Source organism: Fenollaria massiliensis, from assembly GCF_000312505.2.
Taxonomy (GTDB): Bacteria; Bacillota; Clostridia; order Tissierellales; family Peptoniphilaceae; genus Fenollaria; species Fenollaria massiliensis.
Map to the genome: position 1 here is coordinate 1 of NZ_HG326224.1, position 16981 is coordinate 16981.

Annotated in this window: 24 protein-coding genes; all 24 read left to right on the forward strand. The window is 31.2% G+C overall.

What is annotated here, in order from left to right:
* Positions 1-315 (forward strand): hypothetical protein (locus BN30_RS10195; protein WP_019213469.1); only part of this gene is annotated, 315 nt, incomplete at its 5' end.
* Positions 312-908, forward strand: a complete 597-nt coding sequence (locus tag BN30_RS00010) for a hypothetical protein (RefSeq protein ID WP_019213470.1) — start codon at positions 312-314, stop codon at positions 906-908. The genes BN30_RS10195 and BN30_RS00010, both read left to right, overlap by 4 nt.
* Complete coding sequence (locus BN30_RS00015) at positions 905-1627, forward strand: hypothetical protein (RefSeq protein WP_019213471.1); 723 nt, start codon at positions 905-907, stop codon at positions 1625-1627. The genes BN30_RS00010 and BN30_RS00015 overlap by 4 nt, the downstream gene beginning before the upstream one ends.
* The gene (locus BN30_RS00020) at positions 1620-2042 is read left to right on the forward strand and encodes a hypothetical protein (protein WP_019213472.1); all 423 of its coding nucleotides are present in this window, start codon (positions 1620-1622) and stop codon (positions 2040-2042) included. The genes BN30_RS00015 and BN30_RS00020 overlap by 8 nt, the downstream gene beginning before the upstream one ends.
* Positions 2029-2379, forward strand: coding sequence for a type II secretion system protein (locus BN30_RS00025; protein ID WP_019213473.1), 351 nt, complete (start codon positions 2029-2031; stop codon positions 2377-2379). The genes BN30_RS00020 and BN30_RS00025 overlap by 14 nt, the downstream gene beginning before the upstream one ends.
* Positions 2354-2827: a hypothetical protein gene (locus BN30_RS00030; RefSeq protein WP_019213474.1), complete on the forward strand. Its 474-nt coding sequence runs from the start codon at positions 2354-2356 to the stop codon at positions 2825-2827. The genes BN30_RS00025 and BN30_RS00030 overlap by 26 nt, the downstream gene beginning before the upstream one ends.
* Positions 2824-3633 carry a hypothetical protein gene (locus tag BN30_RS00035; protein ID WP_019213475.1) on the forward strand — a complete coding sequence of 270 codons (810 nt, stop codon included), beginning with the start codon at positions 2824-2826 and terminating at the stop codon, positions 3631-3633. The genes BN30_RS00030 and BN30_RS00035 overlap by 4 nt, the downstream gene beginning before the upstream one ends.
* 106 nt (positions 3634-3739) lie before the next feature.
* Positions 3740-4297 carry an elongation factor P gene (gene efp, locus BN30_RS00040; protein ID WP_019213476.1) on the forward strand — a complete coding sequence of 186 codons (558 nt, stop codon included), beginning with the start codon at positions 3740-3742 and terminating at the stop codon, positions 4295-4297.
* Between the two features lie 12 nt (positions 4298-4309).
* Positions 4310-4654 (forward strand): CD1247 N-terminal domain-containing protein, encoded by a 345-nt coding sequence (locus tag BN30_RS00045; protein ID WP_019213477.1) that lies wholly within the window; start codon positions 4310-4312, stop codon positions 4652-4654.
* Positions 4655-4662: 8 nt separating this feature from the next.
* A complete protein-coding gene (locus BN30_RS00050) occupies positions 4663-5019 on the forward strand; it encodes an Asp23/Gls24 family envelope stress response protein (protein WP_019213478.1) in 357 nt (118 codons plus the stop codon).
* A gap of 58 nt (positions 5020-5077) precedes the next feature.
* Positions 5078-5485, forward strand: a complete 408-nt coding sequence (gene nusB, locus BN30_RS00055; RefSeq protein WP_019213479.1) for a transcription antitermination factor NusB — start codon at positions 5078-5080, stop codon at positions 5483-5485.
* The gene (gene xseA, locus BN30_RS09500; RefSeq protein WP_019213480.1) at positions 5478-6818 is read left to right on the forward strand and encodes an exodeoxyribonuclease VII large subunit; all 1341 of its coding nucleotides are present in this window, start codon (positions 5478-5480) and stop codon (positions 6816-6818) included. The genes nusB and xseA overlap by 8 nt, the downstream gene beginning before the upstream one ends.
* Positions 6802-7107 carry an exodeoxyribonuclease VII small subunit gene (gene xseB, locus BN30_RS09735; RefSeq protein ID WP_019213481.1) on the forward strand — a complete coding sequence of 102 codons (306 nt, stop codon included), beginning with the start codon at positions 6802-6804 and terminating at the stop codon, positions 7105-7107. The genes xseA and xseB overlap by 17 nt, the downstream gene beginning before the upstream one ends.
* On the forward strand, positions 7094-7924 hold the full coding sequence (locus BN30_RS00070) for a polyprenyl synthetase family protein (protein ID WP_019213482.1): 831 nt from the start codon (positions 7094-7096) through the stop codon (positions 7922-7924). Before xseB ends, BN30_RS00070 begins: the two co-directional genes overlap by 14 nt.
* Before the next feature lie 121 nt (positions 7925-8045).
* Positions 8046-9359, forward strand: coding sequence for a S41 family peptidase (locus BN30_RS00075; RefSeq protein WP_019213483.1), 1314 nt, complete (start codon positions 8046-8048; stop codon positions 9357-9359).
* Positions 9360-9480: 121 nt separating this feature from the next.
* A complete protein-coding gene (rpmE, locus tag BN30_RS00080; protein ID WP_019213484.1) occupies positions 9481-9687 on the forward strand; it encodes a 50S ribosomal protein L31 in 207 nt (68 codons plus the stop codon).
* A 41-nt stretch (positions 9688-9728) separates the two neighbouring features.
* Complete coding sequence (locus tag BN30_RS00085; protein ID WP_019213485.1) at positions 9729-10634, forward strand: DUF1385 domain-containing protein; 906 nt, start codon at positions 9729-9731, stop codon at positions 10632-10634.
* A complete protein-coding gene (locus tag BN30_RS09505) occupies positions 10628-10924 on the forward strand; it encodes a class I SAM-dependent methyltransferase (RefSeq protein WP_019213486.1) in 297 nt (98 codons plus the stop codon). The genes BN30_RS00085 and BN30_RS09505 overlap by 7 nt, the downstream gene beginning before the upstream one ends.
* Before the next feature lie 5 nt (positions 10925-10929).
* Positions 10930-11442 (forward strand): HemK/PrmC family methyltransferase, encoded by a 513-nt coding sequence (locus tag BN30_RS09510; protein WP_278244155.1) that lies wholly within the window; start codon positions 10930-10932, stop codon positions 11440-11442.
* Between the two features lie 11 nt (positions 11443-11453).
* Positions 11454-12524: a peptide chain release factor 1 gene (prfA, locus tag BN30_RS00095; protein WP_019213488.1), complete on the forward strand. Its 1071-nt coding sequence runs from the start codon at positions 11454-11456 to the stop codon at positions 12522-12524.
* 1 nt (position 12525) lies between these two features.
* Entirely contained in the window at positions 12526-13746 is a 1221-nt protein-coding gene (locus tag BN30_RS00100; protein WP_019213489.1) for a uracil-xanthine permease family protein, read from the forward strand.
* A complete protein-coding gene (locus tag BN30_RS00105) occupies positions 13739-14479 on the forward strand; it encodes an NAD-dependent protein deacylase (protein WP_019213490.1) in 741 nt (246 codons plus the stop codon). The genes BN30_RS00100 and BN30_RS00105 overlap by 8 nt, the downstream gene beginning before the upstream one ends.
* Complete coding sequence (locus BN30_RS00110; RefSeq protein WP_019213491.1) at positions 14469-15686, forward strand: aminoacetone oxidase family FAD-binding enzyme; 1218 nt, start codon at positions 14469-14471, stop codon at positions 15684-15686. The genes BN30_RS00105 and BN30_RS00110 overlap by 11 nt, the downstream gene beginning before the upstream one ends.
* Positions 15683-16981 carry an NAD(P)H-dependent oxidoreductase gene (locus BN30_RS00115; RefSeq protein WP_019213492.1) on the forward strand — a complete coding sequence of 433 codons (1299 nt, stop codon included), beginning with the start codon at positions 15683-15685 and terminating at the stop codon, positions 16979-16981. Before BN30_RS00110 ends, BN30_RS00115 begins: the two co-directional genes overlap by 4 nt.

Sequence of the window (16981 nt, forward strand, 5' to 3'; positions counted from 1 at the left end):
ATATCAACACATCTTTCATATATAAAGATAGGTCTGATATGCATAGCTTTATTTCTTTCGCATATTTTTAAGGATAAGTATATAGAATATATTGGCGATGGAGACGTTGATCTATATATTTTGCTTTTTATGATATTTTCATTTCAAAAGTATTTAATTTTAATAATAGTTTCTACCATAAGTGCAATAATTGTAAATCTTATTAAAAATTATATCAATAAGAAAAACGATAGAGCAGTTAGACTTGTTCCATATATAAGTTTTGCGTTTTTAATTATTATGCTCTTTGATTTATTTAAGGAGAAGATCCTATGAAAAATATTATGTATATTGATTCATCGTATATTTTACTAAATAATAATAAAATTAAAATTGCAGAAAAAATTAACTATGATGATACTGATAAAAAAGCTAGCCTTAAGTATTTGTTTAAAAAATTTAAAGACAATAAATATTTGAACAAGGACACATCTTTATTAAAAATCAATGATTATGATGAAGATTTATCTGAATATATTAGCAGCTTAAATAAAATCGATTTATTAGCATTAAATTTGAAAGATTATAAAATTTCGAAAATCATCACAGATGAGGCTCTTTACAAGTATGATGAGATAAGTGCTTCTTATGAAAGAACAAGTTTTGATATTAATTTATATAATTTAGATAAGGAGCAGCTTGAGAATTATTTATTAAATCAAGCAAATAATACAGATGGCAAGGTTCTTGTACTTTTAAAGACAAAAAAATTAGAAGAAGCAGAAAATCTTGGATATCTTAGAGATTTATTTGAATTAATAAGCCCAAAATATAAGAGCAAGTTTAATTCATCTTTAATTATAAATATTGCGCTAGATATCATTATTCTAGCTTTAATTTTATTGTTAATTTTGAGGTTTATTAGATGAGAAAGTACATAAATAAAGGCATAATTATAACATTACTGATAATAGCAAATTTATTTTTACCTATAAATAAAGAAAAGCCTAATTATAAGAAAAGTGAGATTAAGAAGAGATTTACTCTTGCTAGCGAAAAGAACGAATCACATCTTAAAAGAGCTAAAAAAATAAATATTGCAAAGCATGATGGCGCGCTAAATAATATAAGCAAAAATGAAATAATTAATAAGGTCTTAATGTCTACAAGCACTAACTTTATTCCAAACTATCAAGATTATGACGAAGATCCTTTTGATTTAATGGATGAGGGTAGCATATTTACTGATGATATAGATGAAAATGATTCTGAGGCTATAGTACTAGATACAGGTAAGGAAAATTCATTAAAAGATAAGTGGTCATACACCAATGCTAGTCTTTATTATGAAGATGAAAAGAATATTATTTATTATAATAATGACGGTTCTAATATAATTTTAAGTCCTAAAGGCTCATCTGTTATAAATAAAGAATATGTTAAAATTGATTTTAATGGCTGCAGCGATGCAAAATTAAAAGTTATTAAGGATGGGCAAATAAAAGAAATAAACTTAAGCGGCGCATCAGATTTTAAATATTTTTATATTGGAGATGATCTTAAGGGTTCAAGCATTGTATCAATTGAATTTATTAGCAATGCCAAGAAAGCCTTTTATCTATCGATAGGTGATATTAATTATGAATAAAAAAGGGTTTACATACATCGATACAGTTATTTCTATATGCGTAGCAGCTGTAGTCATATCGATGTTTATACTTGCTTATTCACATTTTACAAACTATAGTGAACTAGCTGAGATGAAAAGTATTGTTCAAATCATCAAAAAATCAAGACTTAGTGCAATAATGCAATCGTCAGAAATTGATCTAAGTTTGGACGATGACAAAATAATTATTTTGGATACAAATGATATTAAAAAAGAATATAAGCTAAAGCACCTTAAATTTAAGACTAAAGAACATTTTGTTTTTACAAGCGAAGGCGGAACAAAGAGTTTTATGGATAAATACTATGTAATTATATTGTCTAATAAATCTAAGAAGCAATATAAGATTGTGCTTGCTGCAGTTGGAGGACAGGTTAGATATGAAGAAATATAAAAAAGCGCTTACAATGTTAGATATTGTGGTTTCCTTTGCTATACTTTCTTGCTTCATACTTTTTCTGTCTATTTTTTTGAAAAATTTTATGGGGCTAGAAGCAGACAATAAAAAACTTAGACAAGCTGATAATTTTGCAAGTAATGCTATGGAGATACTTAGATCAGATGAAAGTAACGATGTCTACGCTATAAGTGAGAAGATAAAAACAAATTTAGGCGAAGAAACTAAATTTAATCTTGTTAAAGAGGCATACACAGGCGGCTTATATACATTTACTTTATACATTAATGATAAAGAAGGAAATACTTATGAAGAATGTCAGATTATCAAATAAAAAAGCTGAGTCATTAATCGAGCTAGTGATGGCACTATTTCTTTTATCACTAGTGCTTTTTGAGTCAAGTTCACTTTTAAAAAATTTTACAAGTTTTTCTCAAAGATATGAAAAAAATCTTGAGAGCGAAGATGATATTAATCTATTCTTTTCATTTATGGAAAATGATTTTACTTTATATAGCAGGGTAAGTGTAAAGAGTGACTCAATATATTTTGAAAATAAAGATAAAAGCAAATTAAAGTCTTGTGATTATTATTTAAGTGATTCTAGAGTAAAAAGAATTGCAGGCGGTCAATTAACAGGTATAACATATTTTTTAAATGATGTTAAAGATTTTTCATTTGAGTATAAGAAAGACGATGGAATTATCATTATGAATATAAAGCTCAATGAAAAAGAGTACAAAAAGATATTTAGCACTAATGACGTAGAGGTGATAGAATGAAGAAGGGCAGCGCAAGTTTAGTAGTTTTGTCTATAATGTTTCTAATTACAGCTCTTTTAATTTATCTTTTTGAATACGTCAGTATTGAAAGAATGATGTATGTCAATAGAATAAATATGAAGCAATTTGAATACAATAGCGAATCGCTAGAAAATATAATTGCTAAAGATATAGAGGCAACTTATTTAAACGGCGGCGACATCAATGAGATTGCTGCTAAAGATTATCAAGTATTTGAAGGACAAAAAGTAAGAATATATTATAATGGCATAGCAAAAAAGAACGCAATAAAAATACATTATGCTGAGCTTATGAATAACGAAAAGGAAAGAACAAAAGATACAGAATTTTCGCTTTTAAATAGAATATTTTTAAAAGACCAGATTGGAAGTAAAGAGAAAGAAGATTTTTTAAATTTAATTAAAGAAAATCAAGTTCAAGAATTTACTATAGAAGAGATAAATAATTATTTCTTAGATGCAAAGGATGGCGAAAAGACCTTTGATTTTGGCAATGCCATAGTCAAAATTAATAAAGATGCTAATATGAATGATATTAAGGCAAATATTAATGGCTCTGGAATATTAATTATAGATGGCGATATTACTATTCATGGTGAAATTGATTTTTCTGGTTTAATTATCATAGATGGTGAGTTAAAGATTGAAGGATCAAGCGATATATATGGAACTGTTATTGATATTAAAAACAAATCAAGAATAAATTATACAAAATCACTTCACACAATGTATGCAATGTGTAAAAATTACAAAGGAATAATTAAATTAAGTAAGTCGAACTATTAATGCTTCGACTTTTTTATATAAAAATATTAATATTATTAAAAAAATACTTGTTAAATTACAAAATTACTGATATAATAGACTTAGATTATTATATAGGAGGAAATATATGTTATCAGCAAGTGATTTTAGAAATGGCGCCACATTCGAATGGGATGGAGACGTTTATCAAGTTTTGGAATTCCAACATGTAAAGCCAGGAAAAGGAGCAGCTTTTGTTAGAGCAACTATCAGAAGCGTTCTTAGTGGTGCTACAAAGGAACTTACATTTAACCCAACTGAAAAATTTAACGACGCACAATTAGAAACAAAGGAAATGCAATATCTTTACAATGATGATGCACTTTACTATTTTATGGACAATGAAACATATGAGCAACTTCCACTAAACAAGGACGAAGTTAGTGAAGCAATTCAATTCTTAAGAGAAAATGATACAGCAGTTATCAGATTCTACAAGGGAAAAGCATTTTCAGTTCAAGCACCAAACTTTGTTGAACTAGAAGTTACTCAAACAGAACCTGGTGTTAAAGGTAACACTACTACTGGAGCAACTAAACCAGCTACTGTAGAAACAGGCTTTACATTAAATGTACCACTATTTGTTAATATTGGTGATAGAATTAAAATTGACACAAGAAGTGGAGAATATTTATCAAGAGTTTAAGGAGGTAGAAAAATGTACGAACTATCAAAGAGAGTTTCTTATTTAAAGGGACTTGCAGAAGGCTTAGGCTTGAATGAAGAAAGCAAAGAAGAAAAGATTTTAAGTGAGATCATTGACATACTAGATGAGATGGCTGAAACAGTTTGCGACAACGAAGTTGCAATTGAAGACCTAGAAGACTACATCTTCGAAGTTGATGAAGATCTTTCATACTTAGAAGATGATGTATATGGCGATGATTACGAAGATTATGATGATGAAGATGACTACGATTTCGATGATGATTATGACTTCGATTATGATGACAATGATTATTTCGAATATCCAGATGAAGATGAGGAGGAAGACTCTAAGTAGAGTAAGATATGGAAAATAACAATATTGGAAAGATTAATATTTCTGATGATGTTATAGCAACTATAGCTAGCAAGGCAACTTGCGAAGTTGAACATGTTTGCTCATTATCAGCAGGTATTGGATCGAACATTACTGATTTATTAGGAGTAAAAAATTTTAATAAACCAATTAAAATTGAAAGCAGTGAAGAAGGATGCATAATTGACATATATGTTGACATCGAATACGGCTCAAAGATTGACAAGGTTGGATACGATATTCAATCAAGTGTTAAAACAGCTGTTGAAGAGATGACTGACATACATGTAATACAAGTTAACGTTTATGTAAAAGGCGTTAAAGAAGCACCAAAGGCTAATAAATAATTTGATTAAACTCCAGTAATTGCGCTGGAGTTTTTTTAAAGACTAAGTGAGGGATAATATGTCATACGACAAGACAAGATTAAACTTAATGAATTCAATATATCAACTTGATCTTAATAAATACAGCTCGGTTAATGATTTAGATGGATTTTTTGAAACGCTTGAGATAAGTGATGAGAATAAAATCAAATTAGCAAAGAGAGTAGAAAGCTTTATTGATAATAAAGAAAAAATCGATACAGAGTTAAAGAGTGTTCTAAAAGATGCTAAGCTTGAAAGACTATCATACATTGACAGAAGCTTATTAAGGCTTGCCATCTTTGAAATTATTATAGAACAAGATATTGCTTATCAAATTATTATTAACGATATAGTTGAAATAGCTAAAAATTTCTCAGACGATAACTCATATAAATTTATAAATGCAATTTTAGGCGACTACGTAAGGAATTATTATAATGAATAAATTCACTGTAACTGGCCTTAACGACTACATAAAGGACGTTTTAGCAAATGATTTTCTTTTGCAGGAGATATATGTCGAAGGGGAAGTAGCTGATTATAAGAAAAACAATTCGGGGCACTTATATTTTTTGATTAAAGATGAGAGCTCTAAGATTAAATGTGCATTTTATTGTTATAAAAATGAAGAAGAGATTACGCTTGAAAATGGCATGAAGGTCTTTATCAAGGGAAAGATTTCGACTTACGACCAAAACAGCACTTATCAGATCAATGTTGACTACGTGGAAGAGCTTGGCATAGGTAAACTTAAAAGAGAGTTTAGAAAAACGCTTGAAAAGCTTGAGAAAGAAGGTCTCTTCGATGAAGAGCATAAAAAAGAAATACCAAAGTATCCAAGAAGGCTTGGTCTCATCGCTTCATCAACTAGTGCTGGCTTTAGAGATATAGTAAAGGTGCTAAGACGAAGGACTAATATGATTGACATAATTTTATATGATTCCTTCGTTCAAGGGGATATGGCTGTAGCTAATATCAATAGCGGACTTGATTATTTCAACCAAAAGAATGATGTGGATCTTATTCTTATTGCAAGAGGAGGCGGCAGTTACGAAGAGCTAGCAGTTTTTAACGATGAGAGCATGGCAAGAAAGATATTCGCATCAAAAATTCCTGTCATGACAGCTGTTGGCCACCAGATAGATAGTTTTATAGCAGACCTTGTCGCAGATAAAAGATGCGCAACACCATCAGAAGCAGCTGAAATTATATCAAAGTACTACTATGAACTACCAGATTTACTAGATCAAAGCATAATACAGATAAGTTTTTTAATGAATCACTATATTTCAAGTGAAGAAAGCAATTTAAAAAACAAAAGAGATTTGATTAATAGCTTGAATACCAAGACTCTAATTGATAATTTTTATTCAAAAACAAATAATCTTATGATATTAATTAAAAAAGAGATGGATAAGTACATTTATTCAAAAGAGAAAAAAGTCGATATGCTCGCTTCAAGACTAATTTATTCATCAGTAAGCAAAAGGATAGACGAAGCGAATAACACTATTGACAAGAGGATTACAAGTATAAATCAAGCTATGAACAATAAGCTGAGCGCTATGACAGAGGATTTACAAAAGTTTAAGCTAAGGCTTACCATAAACGATATTTACAAGACTTTAAGAAGAGGTTACTTCTTAGTAAGCGATTTAGATAATAAAACCATAAAAGATGCTAATGAGATAAAGATAGGCTCGGATATATTAATTAAGTCATACAATAGCAGCATTAAAGCTCATGTTTTGGAGGTAAATAATGACATTAAATTATGAAAAAACATTAGATAACTTAGACGATATTCTTGAGAAATTACAAAGTCAAGAGCTAAGTTTAGATGAAAGCATAGATGAATTTGAAAAAGCGGTTAAACTTTACAAAGAATTGAATAAAAAATTAAGTGAAGCCAAGATGAAGATCAAAAAGATCGAGATTGACGACTTAAATCTATCAAAAGAGATTGATTATGACGTTGAAGACAATGACTTTGAAACTATAGACTCATTCAAAGACTTTGGCGAAGTTCATGACGACGGTTTGGACTATGACGATGATGAATATTAATACATTCAAAGAAGGCTTTGACAAGAGGCTTCCTTTGGAGTTAAAGCCTTACCTTAATGATGACGTCATCTCAGAAGCCATCGAATACGCTTCATACGATGCAGGCAAGAGACTTAGACCATTTATACTGTATAGCCTTGGAAGAGAATTGGAGCTTGATAAGAAGCTAGTAAACGCTTTCGCGATAGCACTTGAGTTAATACACAATTATTCTTTAGTTCACGATGATTTGCCAGCTATGGACAATGATGAGTATAGACGCGGCAAATTTACAGTTCACAAGAAATATGGCGAAGCAAACGCAATTTTGTGTGGCGATGCACTTTTGAACTTGTCTATGGAGTATCTAGCTCACAAGCTTAGAGACAATGATAATAAAAACATATTAAAAGCAATGAGCTACATGTATAGATCCTCAGGCGTTAAAGGCATGATACTTGGCCAGTCAGAAGACATTCGTATGGAAAGTGGCGAGACAGGTAAATATACTTATGATGAGTACAAGGCGATGATACTTAATAAGACGGGAAGACTTTTTAATATAGCATTTCTAGTTCCATGTATATTAGCTGATAAAGATGAAGACACAATGAAAAATGCTTTAATCTTTTCAAGACTATTTGCAATGAGCTTTCAAATAAAAGATGATTTAGACGATTTGAAAGAAAATAAAGAGATAGATGGCAACAATATACTTAAGTTTCATTCACTTGAAGAGGCAAAAGAGATACTTGATGAGAATCTTAAGAAGATGAAGACGCTTCAAGCAAAGCTTAATTATGAAACAACAAAGTACTCATTAGAATTAATTAAATAATTATATCTAAAGACATAATAATTTAAAATTACTATGTCTTTTTTTATGATATAAGTTGATTATTAATCAGTATGTGATATAATGATTATAGATATAAGTTGCGTGGAAGGGGATATAAATCATGAAAAAGAATGCTATCATATCATTTTGTCTTATAATGCTATTATTAATAGTATCAATTTTTTCTTACAATTTCTATATTAACACTAAGACTAATGACATAAGGACAATAAATTTAAAAGACTTGGAATATAAAGAATTTAATTTAAGTAAAGAGGATTACATAGAAGATTTTAATTTCGCGTACAATACTTTGAAAGAGCACTATCCATTTTTCGAAGTTAATAAAATATTATATGGTATTGACTGGCTAAATAATAAAGAAAAGTATGAAGCATATATTGCAGACTCAAAAGATGATGCAGACTTTTTTACTAGAATGACTTATGTTTTAGCTGAACTTCACAATGGACATACTCATTTAATGCCAGAAGATTTTGCAATGCATATGTATATGACTTATTATCCTATGCCAAAGAATTCTTGGAGACATGATATTGCTAAAATGTATGAGAAAGATAATGTTAGAAGAAGATACAATATCAATAATGAAACAGTAAAGAAATATGTTGCTGAAAATATGAAGAGTGATGATGAAGTAAATAAGACTTATTCTAAAAATCTTATGACTAAGAATATAATTAAAGATAAACTTGCTTATATCAGAATTAGCTCACTTATAGGTATGGAATACATCAATCAAGATAAAGATATTGTTATTAATTATCTTAATGAAATAAAAGATTATCCATTCTTGATAATCGATATAAGGGGTAATGGTGGAGGTGATAGCAGATATTGGCAAAATTTTTTACTTCCTAAAATAATAGATAAAAAATACGAAACAAAAGATTATCTTTTTATTAAATCAGGAGAATTATATAAAAAAATCTTTGAACAAATGCATTTTAATAAAGACGTAAAAACATTTTTAGATAATTCTTCATTTAGTAGTGATGTGAAAGATATTCTTAAAGATTTTGACGGATATTCAGACGGTGGTAGCATAATAGAGCCAAGTGATGACTCTATTAACTTCAAAGGAAAGATATATCTTTTAGTAGATAATGGAGTCTACTCTTCAGCTGAGATGCTTGCCTCGTTTTGCAAAGAAACTAAACTGGCTACCTTAGTTGGAAGTAGAACTGCTGGTGACGGTATTGGCGTTGACCCAGTTCAAGTAGACCTTCCTAATACGGCTTTTGTTATGAGATTCTCAAATGTAATGGGCGTAACAGAGTCTGGTTCTATAAATGAATTAGATCAAACAGTACCAGATATAATTGTTCAAGAGAGTGAAGAGGACAAGACAGGCTATCTAGAAAATCAAAAGATTATAAAAGCAGTAATGAGAGATGCTGGTCTTAGTAAATAGATAAAAAGCAAGATATAATCTTTATTATAAGAAAATTTATAAAAAATTATAAAAAATACTTGAAATATTGATGCTTATATGATATAATCTAGTGGTTAATGTGATAAGAGAGGTGAAAAAAATGAAAAAGGACATACATCCAGAATTTAAAGAAGTAACTGTTACATGCGCATGTGGCAACACATTTGTTACAGGATCAACAAGAGACGAGTTAAAAGTAGAAGTTTGCTCTGAATGTCACCCATTCTTTACAGGTAAACAAAAGTTTACTGAACGTGGTGGCCGTGTAGAGAAATTCAAGAAGAGATACAAAAAAGACGAAAATTAGCAGACTTTTTTCTGCTAATTTTTCATTATATAGGTGAAAAAATGAAAAAGAATTTTAAAACAAGTATAGGTGGACAAGCTTTAATCGAAGGTATACTTATGAAGGGACCTGAAAAAACTTCTGTTGCAGTCAGAAAACCTGATGGCAAGATAGAGGTAAGTGTTAAAGATGATAGCAAGAAAAACAATAAGCTCATCTTTAAAATACCATTCATAAGAGGTATATCTAAGCTAGTGGACTCAATGTCTGAAGGCACTAAAGCTCTCTATTATTCTGCCTCTTTTTATGACGATGAAGAGGATAAAAAAGAAACTAGTAAATTTAAAGATACTTTGTTTAATATTTTTACTTTTGTTTTTTCTTTTTTTATAGCTATAGCACTTTTTGTTGTAATTCCAACATTCATAGCTAACTTCTTAAAGGATAAAATCAATAATATATTCTTACTAAACTTTGTTGAAGGCTTGATAAGGATATCTATATTTTTAGTATATATAAGTTTAATATCGAATCAAAAAGATTTAAAGAGAGTATTCATGTACCACGGCGCTGAGCATAAAACCATCTTTGCTTATGAGAATGGTCTTGACTTAACTGTAGAAAATGTTCAAAAGATGAATAAGTATCACCCAAGATGCGGAACAAGCTTCTTGTTTATGGTTATGCTTGTATCAATTATTGTTCTATCGTTCTTTGGATGGCCATCGCCACTAATGAGGATAGTATCAAGAATTATTGCTCTACCAATTATAGCAGCAATATCTTATGAGATCAATAGATTCATAGGTAGGTACGATAATGTTGGCGTTTGCAGATTGGTTGCTAAACCAGGACTTTGGCTTCAAAAGATAGCTACAGTTAAAGAGCCTGATGACAGTATGGTCGAAGTAGCGATAGCAGCGGTTAAAGAAGTAATACCTAGTGAAGAAGGTTTAGACGCTTGGTAGTTAAAGATATTATAAGGAAAGCTTTAGCTGATATTGAAGCATCAGGGAAAAATATTCCTAATCCTATGGGCGAGATATATATGCTTTTAGAGCATGTAAGTGGCAAAGATAAGCTATTTTTAACTTTGAACAAAGATTTTGACATGAACGAAGAAGATTTTTTCAATCTACTTAATAAAAGGTTAAATGACACGCCCATGGCCTATATCATAGGCAATAAGCATTTTAGAGATATTATTATAAAAACTGATGAAAGAGCATTGATACCAAGATTCTGCACAGAGAATTAATTGACATTGTTAATGGATTTATAAAGCCAAATGATAGTATATTAGATATGTGCACTGGAACAGGAGCCATAGCTCTTGCTATTAAGGAAGAAAATCCTCTAATTCATGTAGCTTGCTCAGATGTTTCTGAAGATGCACTAAATTTAGCAAAAGAAAATGCTAAATTAAATAATTTATCAATAAATTTCATTTTATCGGATTTATTTGAGAATATTAATGAAACTTATGATATACTTATATCAAATCCCCCATATATTTCAAGTGAAGAATATATGGGACTAGATAAGGATTTATTTAAAGAACCAAAGCTTGCCTTAGTAGGCGGAACTTTGGGCTATGAATACTACGAGAAAATCATTAAACAGGCTAGAGAAAAGATTAAACGCATGATATTTTTTGAGATTGGATACGATCAAGGAAATATTGTAAAAGAAATATTAGAAAAGTATAAATATAAAGATATTAAAATCTATAAAGACCTTGAAGGTTTTGATAGATTTGTTTCTGCCTGCATTTAGGAGATGAGAAAATGTTAGAAAAATTAAATTTTATTGAAGACAAGTACAAAGAACTTGGCGAAAAAGTTATGGATCCAGATCTTTTGAAGGACATGAAAGAATATCAAAAGACTATGAAGGAATACGCTGACTTAAAGCCAATTGTTGATAGATATAAAGAGTATCAAACTTATTTAAGTGAGCTTAAGGATACAGAAGAGATGCTTGGCGAAAACCTTGATGACGAGATGAGGGAGCTTGCTAAGGAAGATTTAAAGAATTTACAAGAAAATATTGAAAAGGCTGAAGAAGACCTTAAGATAATGCTTATACCGAAGGACCCTAATGATGAAAGAAACGTTATTATGGAAATAAGAGGCGGTATTGGCGGTGAAGAGGCTGCACTATTTGCTGGTGACTTATTCAGAATGTATTCGATGTACGCTGACAAGAGAGGCTACAGAACTGAAATTATGAGTACAAACGAAACGGGCATAGGCGGCTTTAAAGAAGTTATCTTCATGATAACTGGTAAAGGCGCTTATTCAAGACTTAAGCACGAATCAGGTGTACACAGAGTTCAAAGAGTTCCTGAAACAGAGGCATCAGGTCGTATACACACATCAGCAGCAACTGTAGCTGTTATGCCAGAAGCAGATGACGTTGAGATTGAAATCAATGAAAACGATATAAAGACAGATGTTTATAGAGCAAGTGGACACGGTGGACAATGCGTTAATACTACTGACTCAGCAGTTAGACTAACACATATACCTACAGGACTTGTTGTTACTTGTCAGGATGAAAAATCACAATTAAAGAACAAAGAAAAAGCAATGAAGGTTCTTAAATCGAGACTATATGATAAGATGCTACAAGAACAAAACGATGAATTAGCAAAACTTAAGAAAGGACAAGTAGGTTCAGGAGACAGATCTGAAAGAATTAGAACATATAACTTCCCACAAGGAAGAGTAACTGATCATAGAATCAACTTAACATTATATAGATTGGAAGACTTTTTGAACGGGGATTTAGATGAGATGATAGACGCTCTACTAACTCACGAACAAGCAGAAAAATTAAAAGAATTGGAGGCATAAGATGAAAGCATCTCTTAGTATTAAGAAATCGATTTTGGCTTTACAACACTTGATTGCTATGTTTGGAGCTACAGTTTTAGTTCCTATACTTACAGGACTTGATCCATCTGTTGCACTTTTCAGTGCTGGCTGCGGTACACTTATATTTCACTATTGCACAAAGAAAAAAGTACCAGTATTTTTAGGATCATCATTTGCATTTATACCAGTTATAGTGCAAGTAGCATCAAAGTATGGCGATCTTAGATACGCTCAAGGCGGTATGTTGGTTGCTGGTTTGGTATATGTATTATTTTCATTCTTTATCAGGGGTATAGGTATAGAAAAAATACAAAAGATACTACCACCACAAGTAATTGGACCTATGATTATAGTTATAGGCTTCAATCTATTACCAACAGCATTTAATATGGCAAAGACATCTTATATAGTAGCTGGACTTACTCTAGCTCTTGCTATAGCTTGGCCATATCTAGTAAAAGGTTTCTTAAAGCAAATATCAATACTCGTTGCAGTTATATTTGGCTATGTACTATCAGTTGCTTTTAAACTAGTTGACTTCACAGCGATAAATAACGCTCAATATTTTGCAGTGCCAAACTTTACTTTGCCACTATTTGATATTGAAGCAATTATAATTATAGTTCCTATAATATTCGCAGTATTTATGGAACACTTAGGAGACATAACTACTAACGGAGCAGTAGTTGGACAAAATTTCATAGAAGATCCAGGCCTTAACAGAACTTTACTTGGCGATGGCCTTGCAACAGTATTCGCTTCACTTATAGGCGGACCAGCTAATACAACTTATGGCGAAAACACAGGAGTTTTAGCGATTACAAAGAATTATGACCCATCAATATTAAGACTTGCAGCAGTATTTGCAATCATCTTAGGTTTTGTTGGTAAGCTTGGCGGCTTCTTAAGAACTATACCACAAGCAGTTATGGGTGGTATATCAATTATGCTATTCTCAATGATAGGTTTCATTGGAATTAGAAATATTAGAGATAATCATGTTAAATTTAATATTAAAAATATAATAGTTATGGGATCGATTCTTTTTATAGGATTCTCAGGCGGTTTATTTAAAGAACTATTTGGTTTTTCTATAGAGCTTCCAATAACAGCTAATATCAGCCTTAACGGTCTTAGCTTAGCAGCTATAGTTGGTATTTTATTAAACGCAATTTTAAACGGAGTAAAGAGGGATGCTTGATATTGATCTTCTAGTAGAAGAGGTAAAAAGATCAAAGCACATGGTATTCTTTGGAGGTGCAGGTGTATCGACAGAGAGCGGTATACCTGACTTTAGAGGATCTGGTGGTCTTTATACAGAAAGACTTTACGAAGGATATGAACCAGAAGTAGTTTTAAGCAATAAATTTTATCATGCACATCCAGATATATTTTTTGACTTCGTTAGGGATAAAGTTATTTATGAAAATGTTAAGCCGAACGAAGGTCACAAGGCGCTTGCTAGACTTGAAGAGATGGGTATACTTAAGGCAATCATCACTCAAAACATAGATAATCTTCATCAAGATGCTGGCAGTAAGAGAGTTATTGAGCTTCATGGCAATATCAACAGATCTTATTGCACACATTGCCATAAAGAGTTTGATGCAATGTATATCAAGCATTCAAAAGGTGCTTGCACTTGTGATGAGTGCGGTGCATTGATTAAGCCTGATGTAGTTTTATATGGAGAGGCTCTAGATAATAATGTTATGGCTGAGGCTATAAGCGAAATATCTAAGGCAGATTTACTTTTAGTCGCTGGAACATCACTTAAGGTATATCCAGCAGCTGGTTTGATTAGATATTTTAATTCAGATAATCTAGTAATTATAAATAAAGATAAAACATCTTATGATAGATATGCAAAGCTTGTGTTTAATGAAGGCTTTGGAAAGATATTAAAAGAAGTGGTGGATAGAATTGATATATGATGCTATAGTCATAGGAGCAGGTGCAGCGGCACTATTTTTTGGCGCTCTTAATAAGGATAAATTAAATATACTTATGCTTGAGAGAAACGATAGAGTCGGCAAAAAGCTTCTAACAACTGGCAATGGTAGATGCAATTATACTAATACTAAGCTTAATGAAAATCCATACAACGATAAAGATTTTACTTTATATATGATAGAAAAGTATGGTTATGAAGCTATAAAAAATAAATTCCAAGTCATGGGTATATATCCTTATATGGAAGAAGATAGAGTTTATCCCATGTCATTGCAAGCATCGAGTGTTCTTGATGTTCTTAGATATGAAAACGAAAGAAACAATGTCAATATAAAAACTGATGTATTTGTAAAAAGTTTTCATAAAGATGGTGATATATTTATAATTAAGGATCAAAACGCAAATATTTATAAGTCAAAGAGCCTTGTAATTGCATGCGGAGGCGCGGCTATGCCAAAATTTGGCTCGGACGCAAATTTATTTAAGCAAATAAAAGAGCTAGGTATATCAGTAATTGATACAAAGCCAGCTTTAGTTCCATATGAGTGTGATTATAAATATTTAAAACACCTAGACGGGCTTAGAGTAAAAGCAAAATTAAGCTTAAAAAAAGCAGGTAAAATTATAAAAGATGATGTGGACGATGTTTTATTCACAAAATATGGCCTATCTGGTCCAACAGTTTTTCAATTATCTAGATATATTAGTGGGAAAGAAAGTGCTTACAAATTTAGCGTAGACTTTTTTTATACTTTTAATGAAGATGAATTATTTTCAATTTTAAGCGATAGAAGAAAAGATATGGGATATAAAAGTCTAGATGATTTTTTCATTGGCTTAATTCACAAAAGACTTATAATTCCTGTACTTGATAGACTTGGATTTGTAAAAGAAACTAACGCAAAAAACTTAAGCGATATAGATTTACATAAAATAATAAATATTTTAAAAGATTTTGAATTAGATATTATAAAGAATAAGGGCTATGGAATTGGTCAGATAAGCCTTGGCGGAGTAGCTACTAAAGAGATAAATGCTAAGACTATGGAATCAAAGAAAATTAATGGCTTGTACTTTATTGGAGAAGTTATTGATATTGATGGCCCATGCGGTGGCTATAATCTAAGCTTTGCTTGGCTATCAGCTATGGCAGCTTATGACGATATAAAATTGAGGTGTAAGGCTTGATAAATTATCAAAAGAAGTTTTATGAATATAAAGAAAAAGGTAAAAAGATAAACGTTTCCTTACTAGGAGCAGGCTTCATGGGCAAGGCACTAGTGAGTCAATATATACAAAGCAAAGTTTTAAATCCTTTACTAATATCATCAAGACACATAGAAGATGCGATTGATGCTTATCTTGCAGCGGGTATTGCTAGAGAAGATATAATTAAAATTACAAATGCTGATGAAATAAAAGATTTAAATAAATATTATATATGTGAAGACAAAGAGCTTTTATACAAATCAGAGCACATTGATTATGTAATTGATGCGACAGGAGAGCCAATAGTCGGCACAGAAATAAGTTACAATGCTTTAATGAATGGTAAAAATGTAATTACATTTAACTTAGAGAGCGATGTTTGTGTTGGAACCATACTTTCAAAGATTGCTGAAGAAAAAGGACTTATATATACAGGCATAGATGGCGATGAGCCAGGAACGGTTCTTGAGCTTTATAATGAAGCTAAAATTATGGGCTTTGATGTTCTAGCCATTGGCAAGGGAAAGAATAATGAAGTCGATTTAGAAGCTAATCCAGACACGGTTAGTGAATCTGCTAAACAGAAGGGCATTAAAAAAGAGATGCTTGCAAGCTTTGTAGATGGCACTAAGACCATGGTTGAGATGGCGACTATGAGTAATGCAACTGGATTTAGAGTAGATGTCGATGGCGGACACGGAATTAAATCTGATATCAAAACCCTAGACAAAAAACTTTGTCTTAAATCAGAAGGCGGCGTGCTTAATTCGTACGGAATTGTAGATTATGTCAATGGTATTGCTCCAGGCGTCTTCGTCATAGTAAAGAGCGATTTAAAAAAGATTGATCACCTAATGAGATTTTTAAAGATGGGTGACGGACCAAACTATGTTTTGTATAGACCATATCACTTAACTAGCATAGAGACTATAAACACAGTATTAAAAGCGCACTTCGACAAGCTTGAAGCAATAAAGCCTATCTCTGATTTACCTTATTCAGATGTAGTAGCAATTGCTAAGAAAGATATGAAGAAGGGCGATAAACTTGATTATATCGGAGGATACACTTTTTATGGAAGCTGTATAGACTTTGAAAAATCAAGAGAAAAGAATTTAGTGCCTATATCTGTAATTAACGAAGGTGCAATCCTTAATAGAGATATAAAAAAAGGCGAAAGTATTGATTATGATAGCGTAGAACTTGATGAGACAACGCTTGTATATAAACTTAGAAAAGAAATAGAAGCAAAATACGAAGCTTCAAGGAGGTAA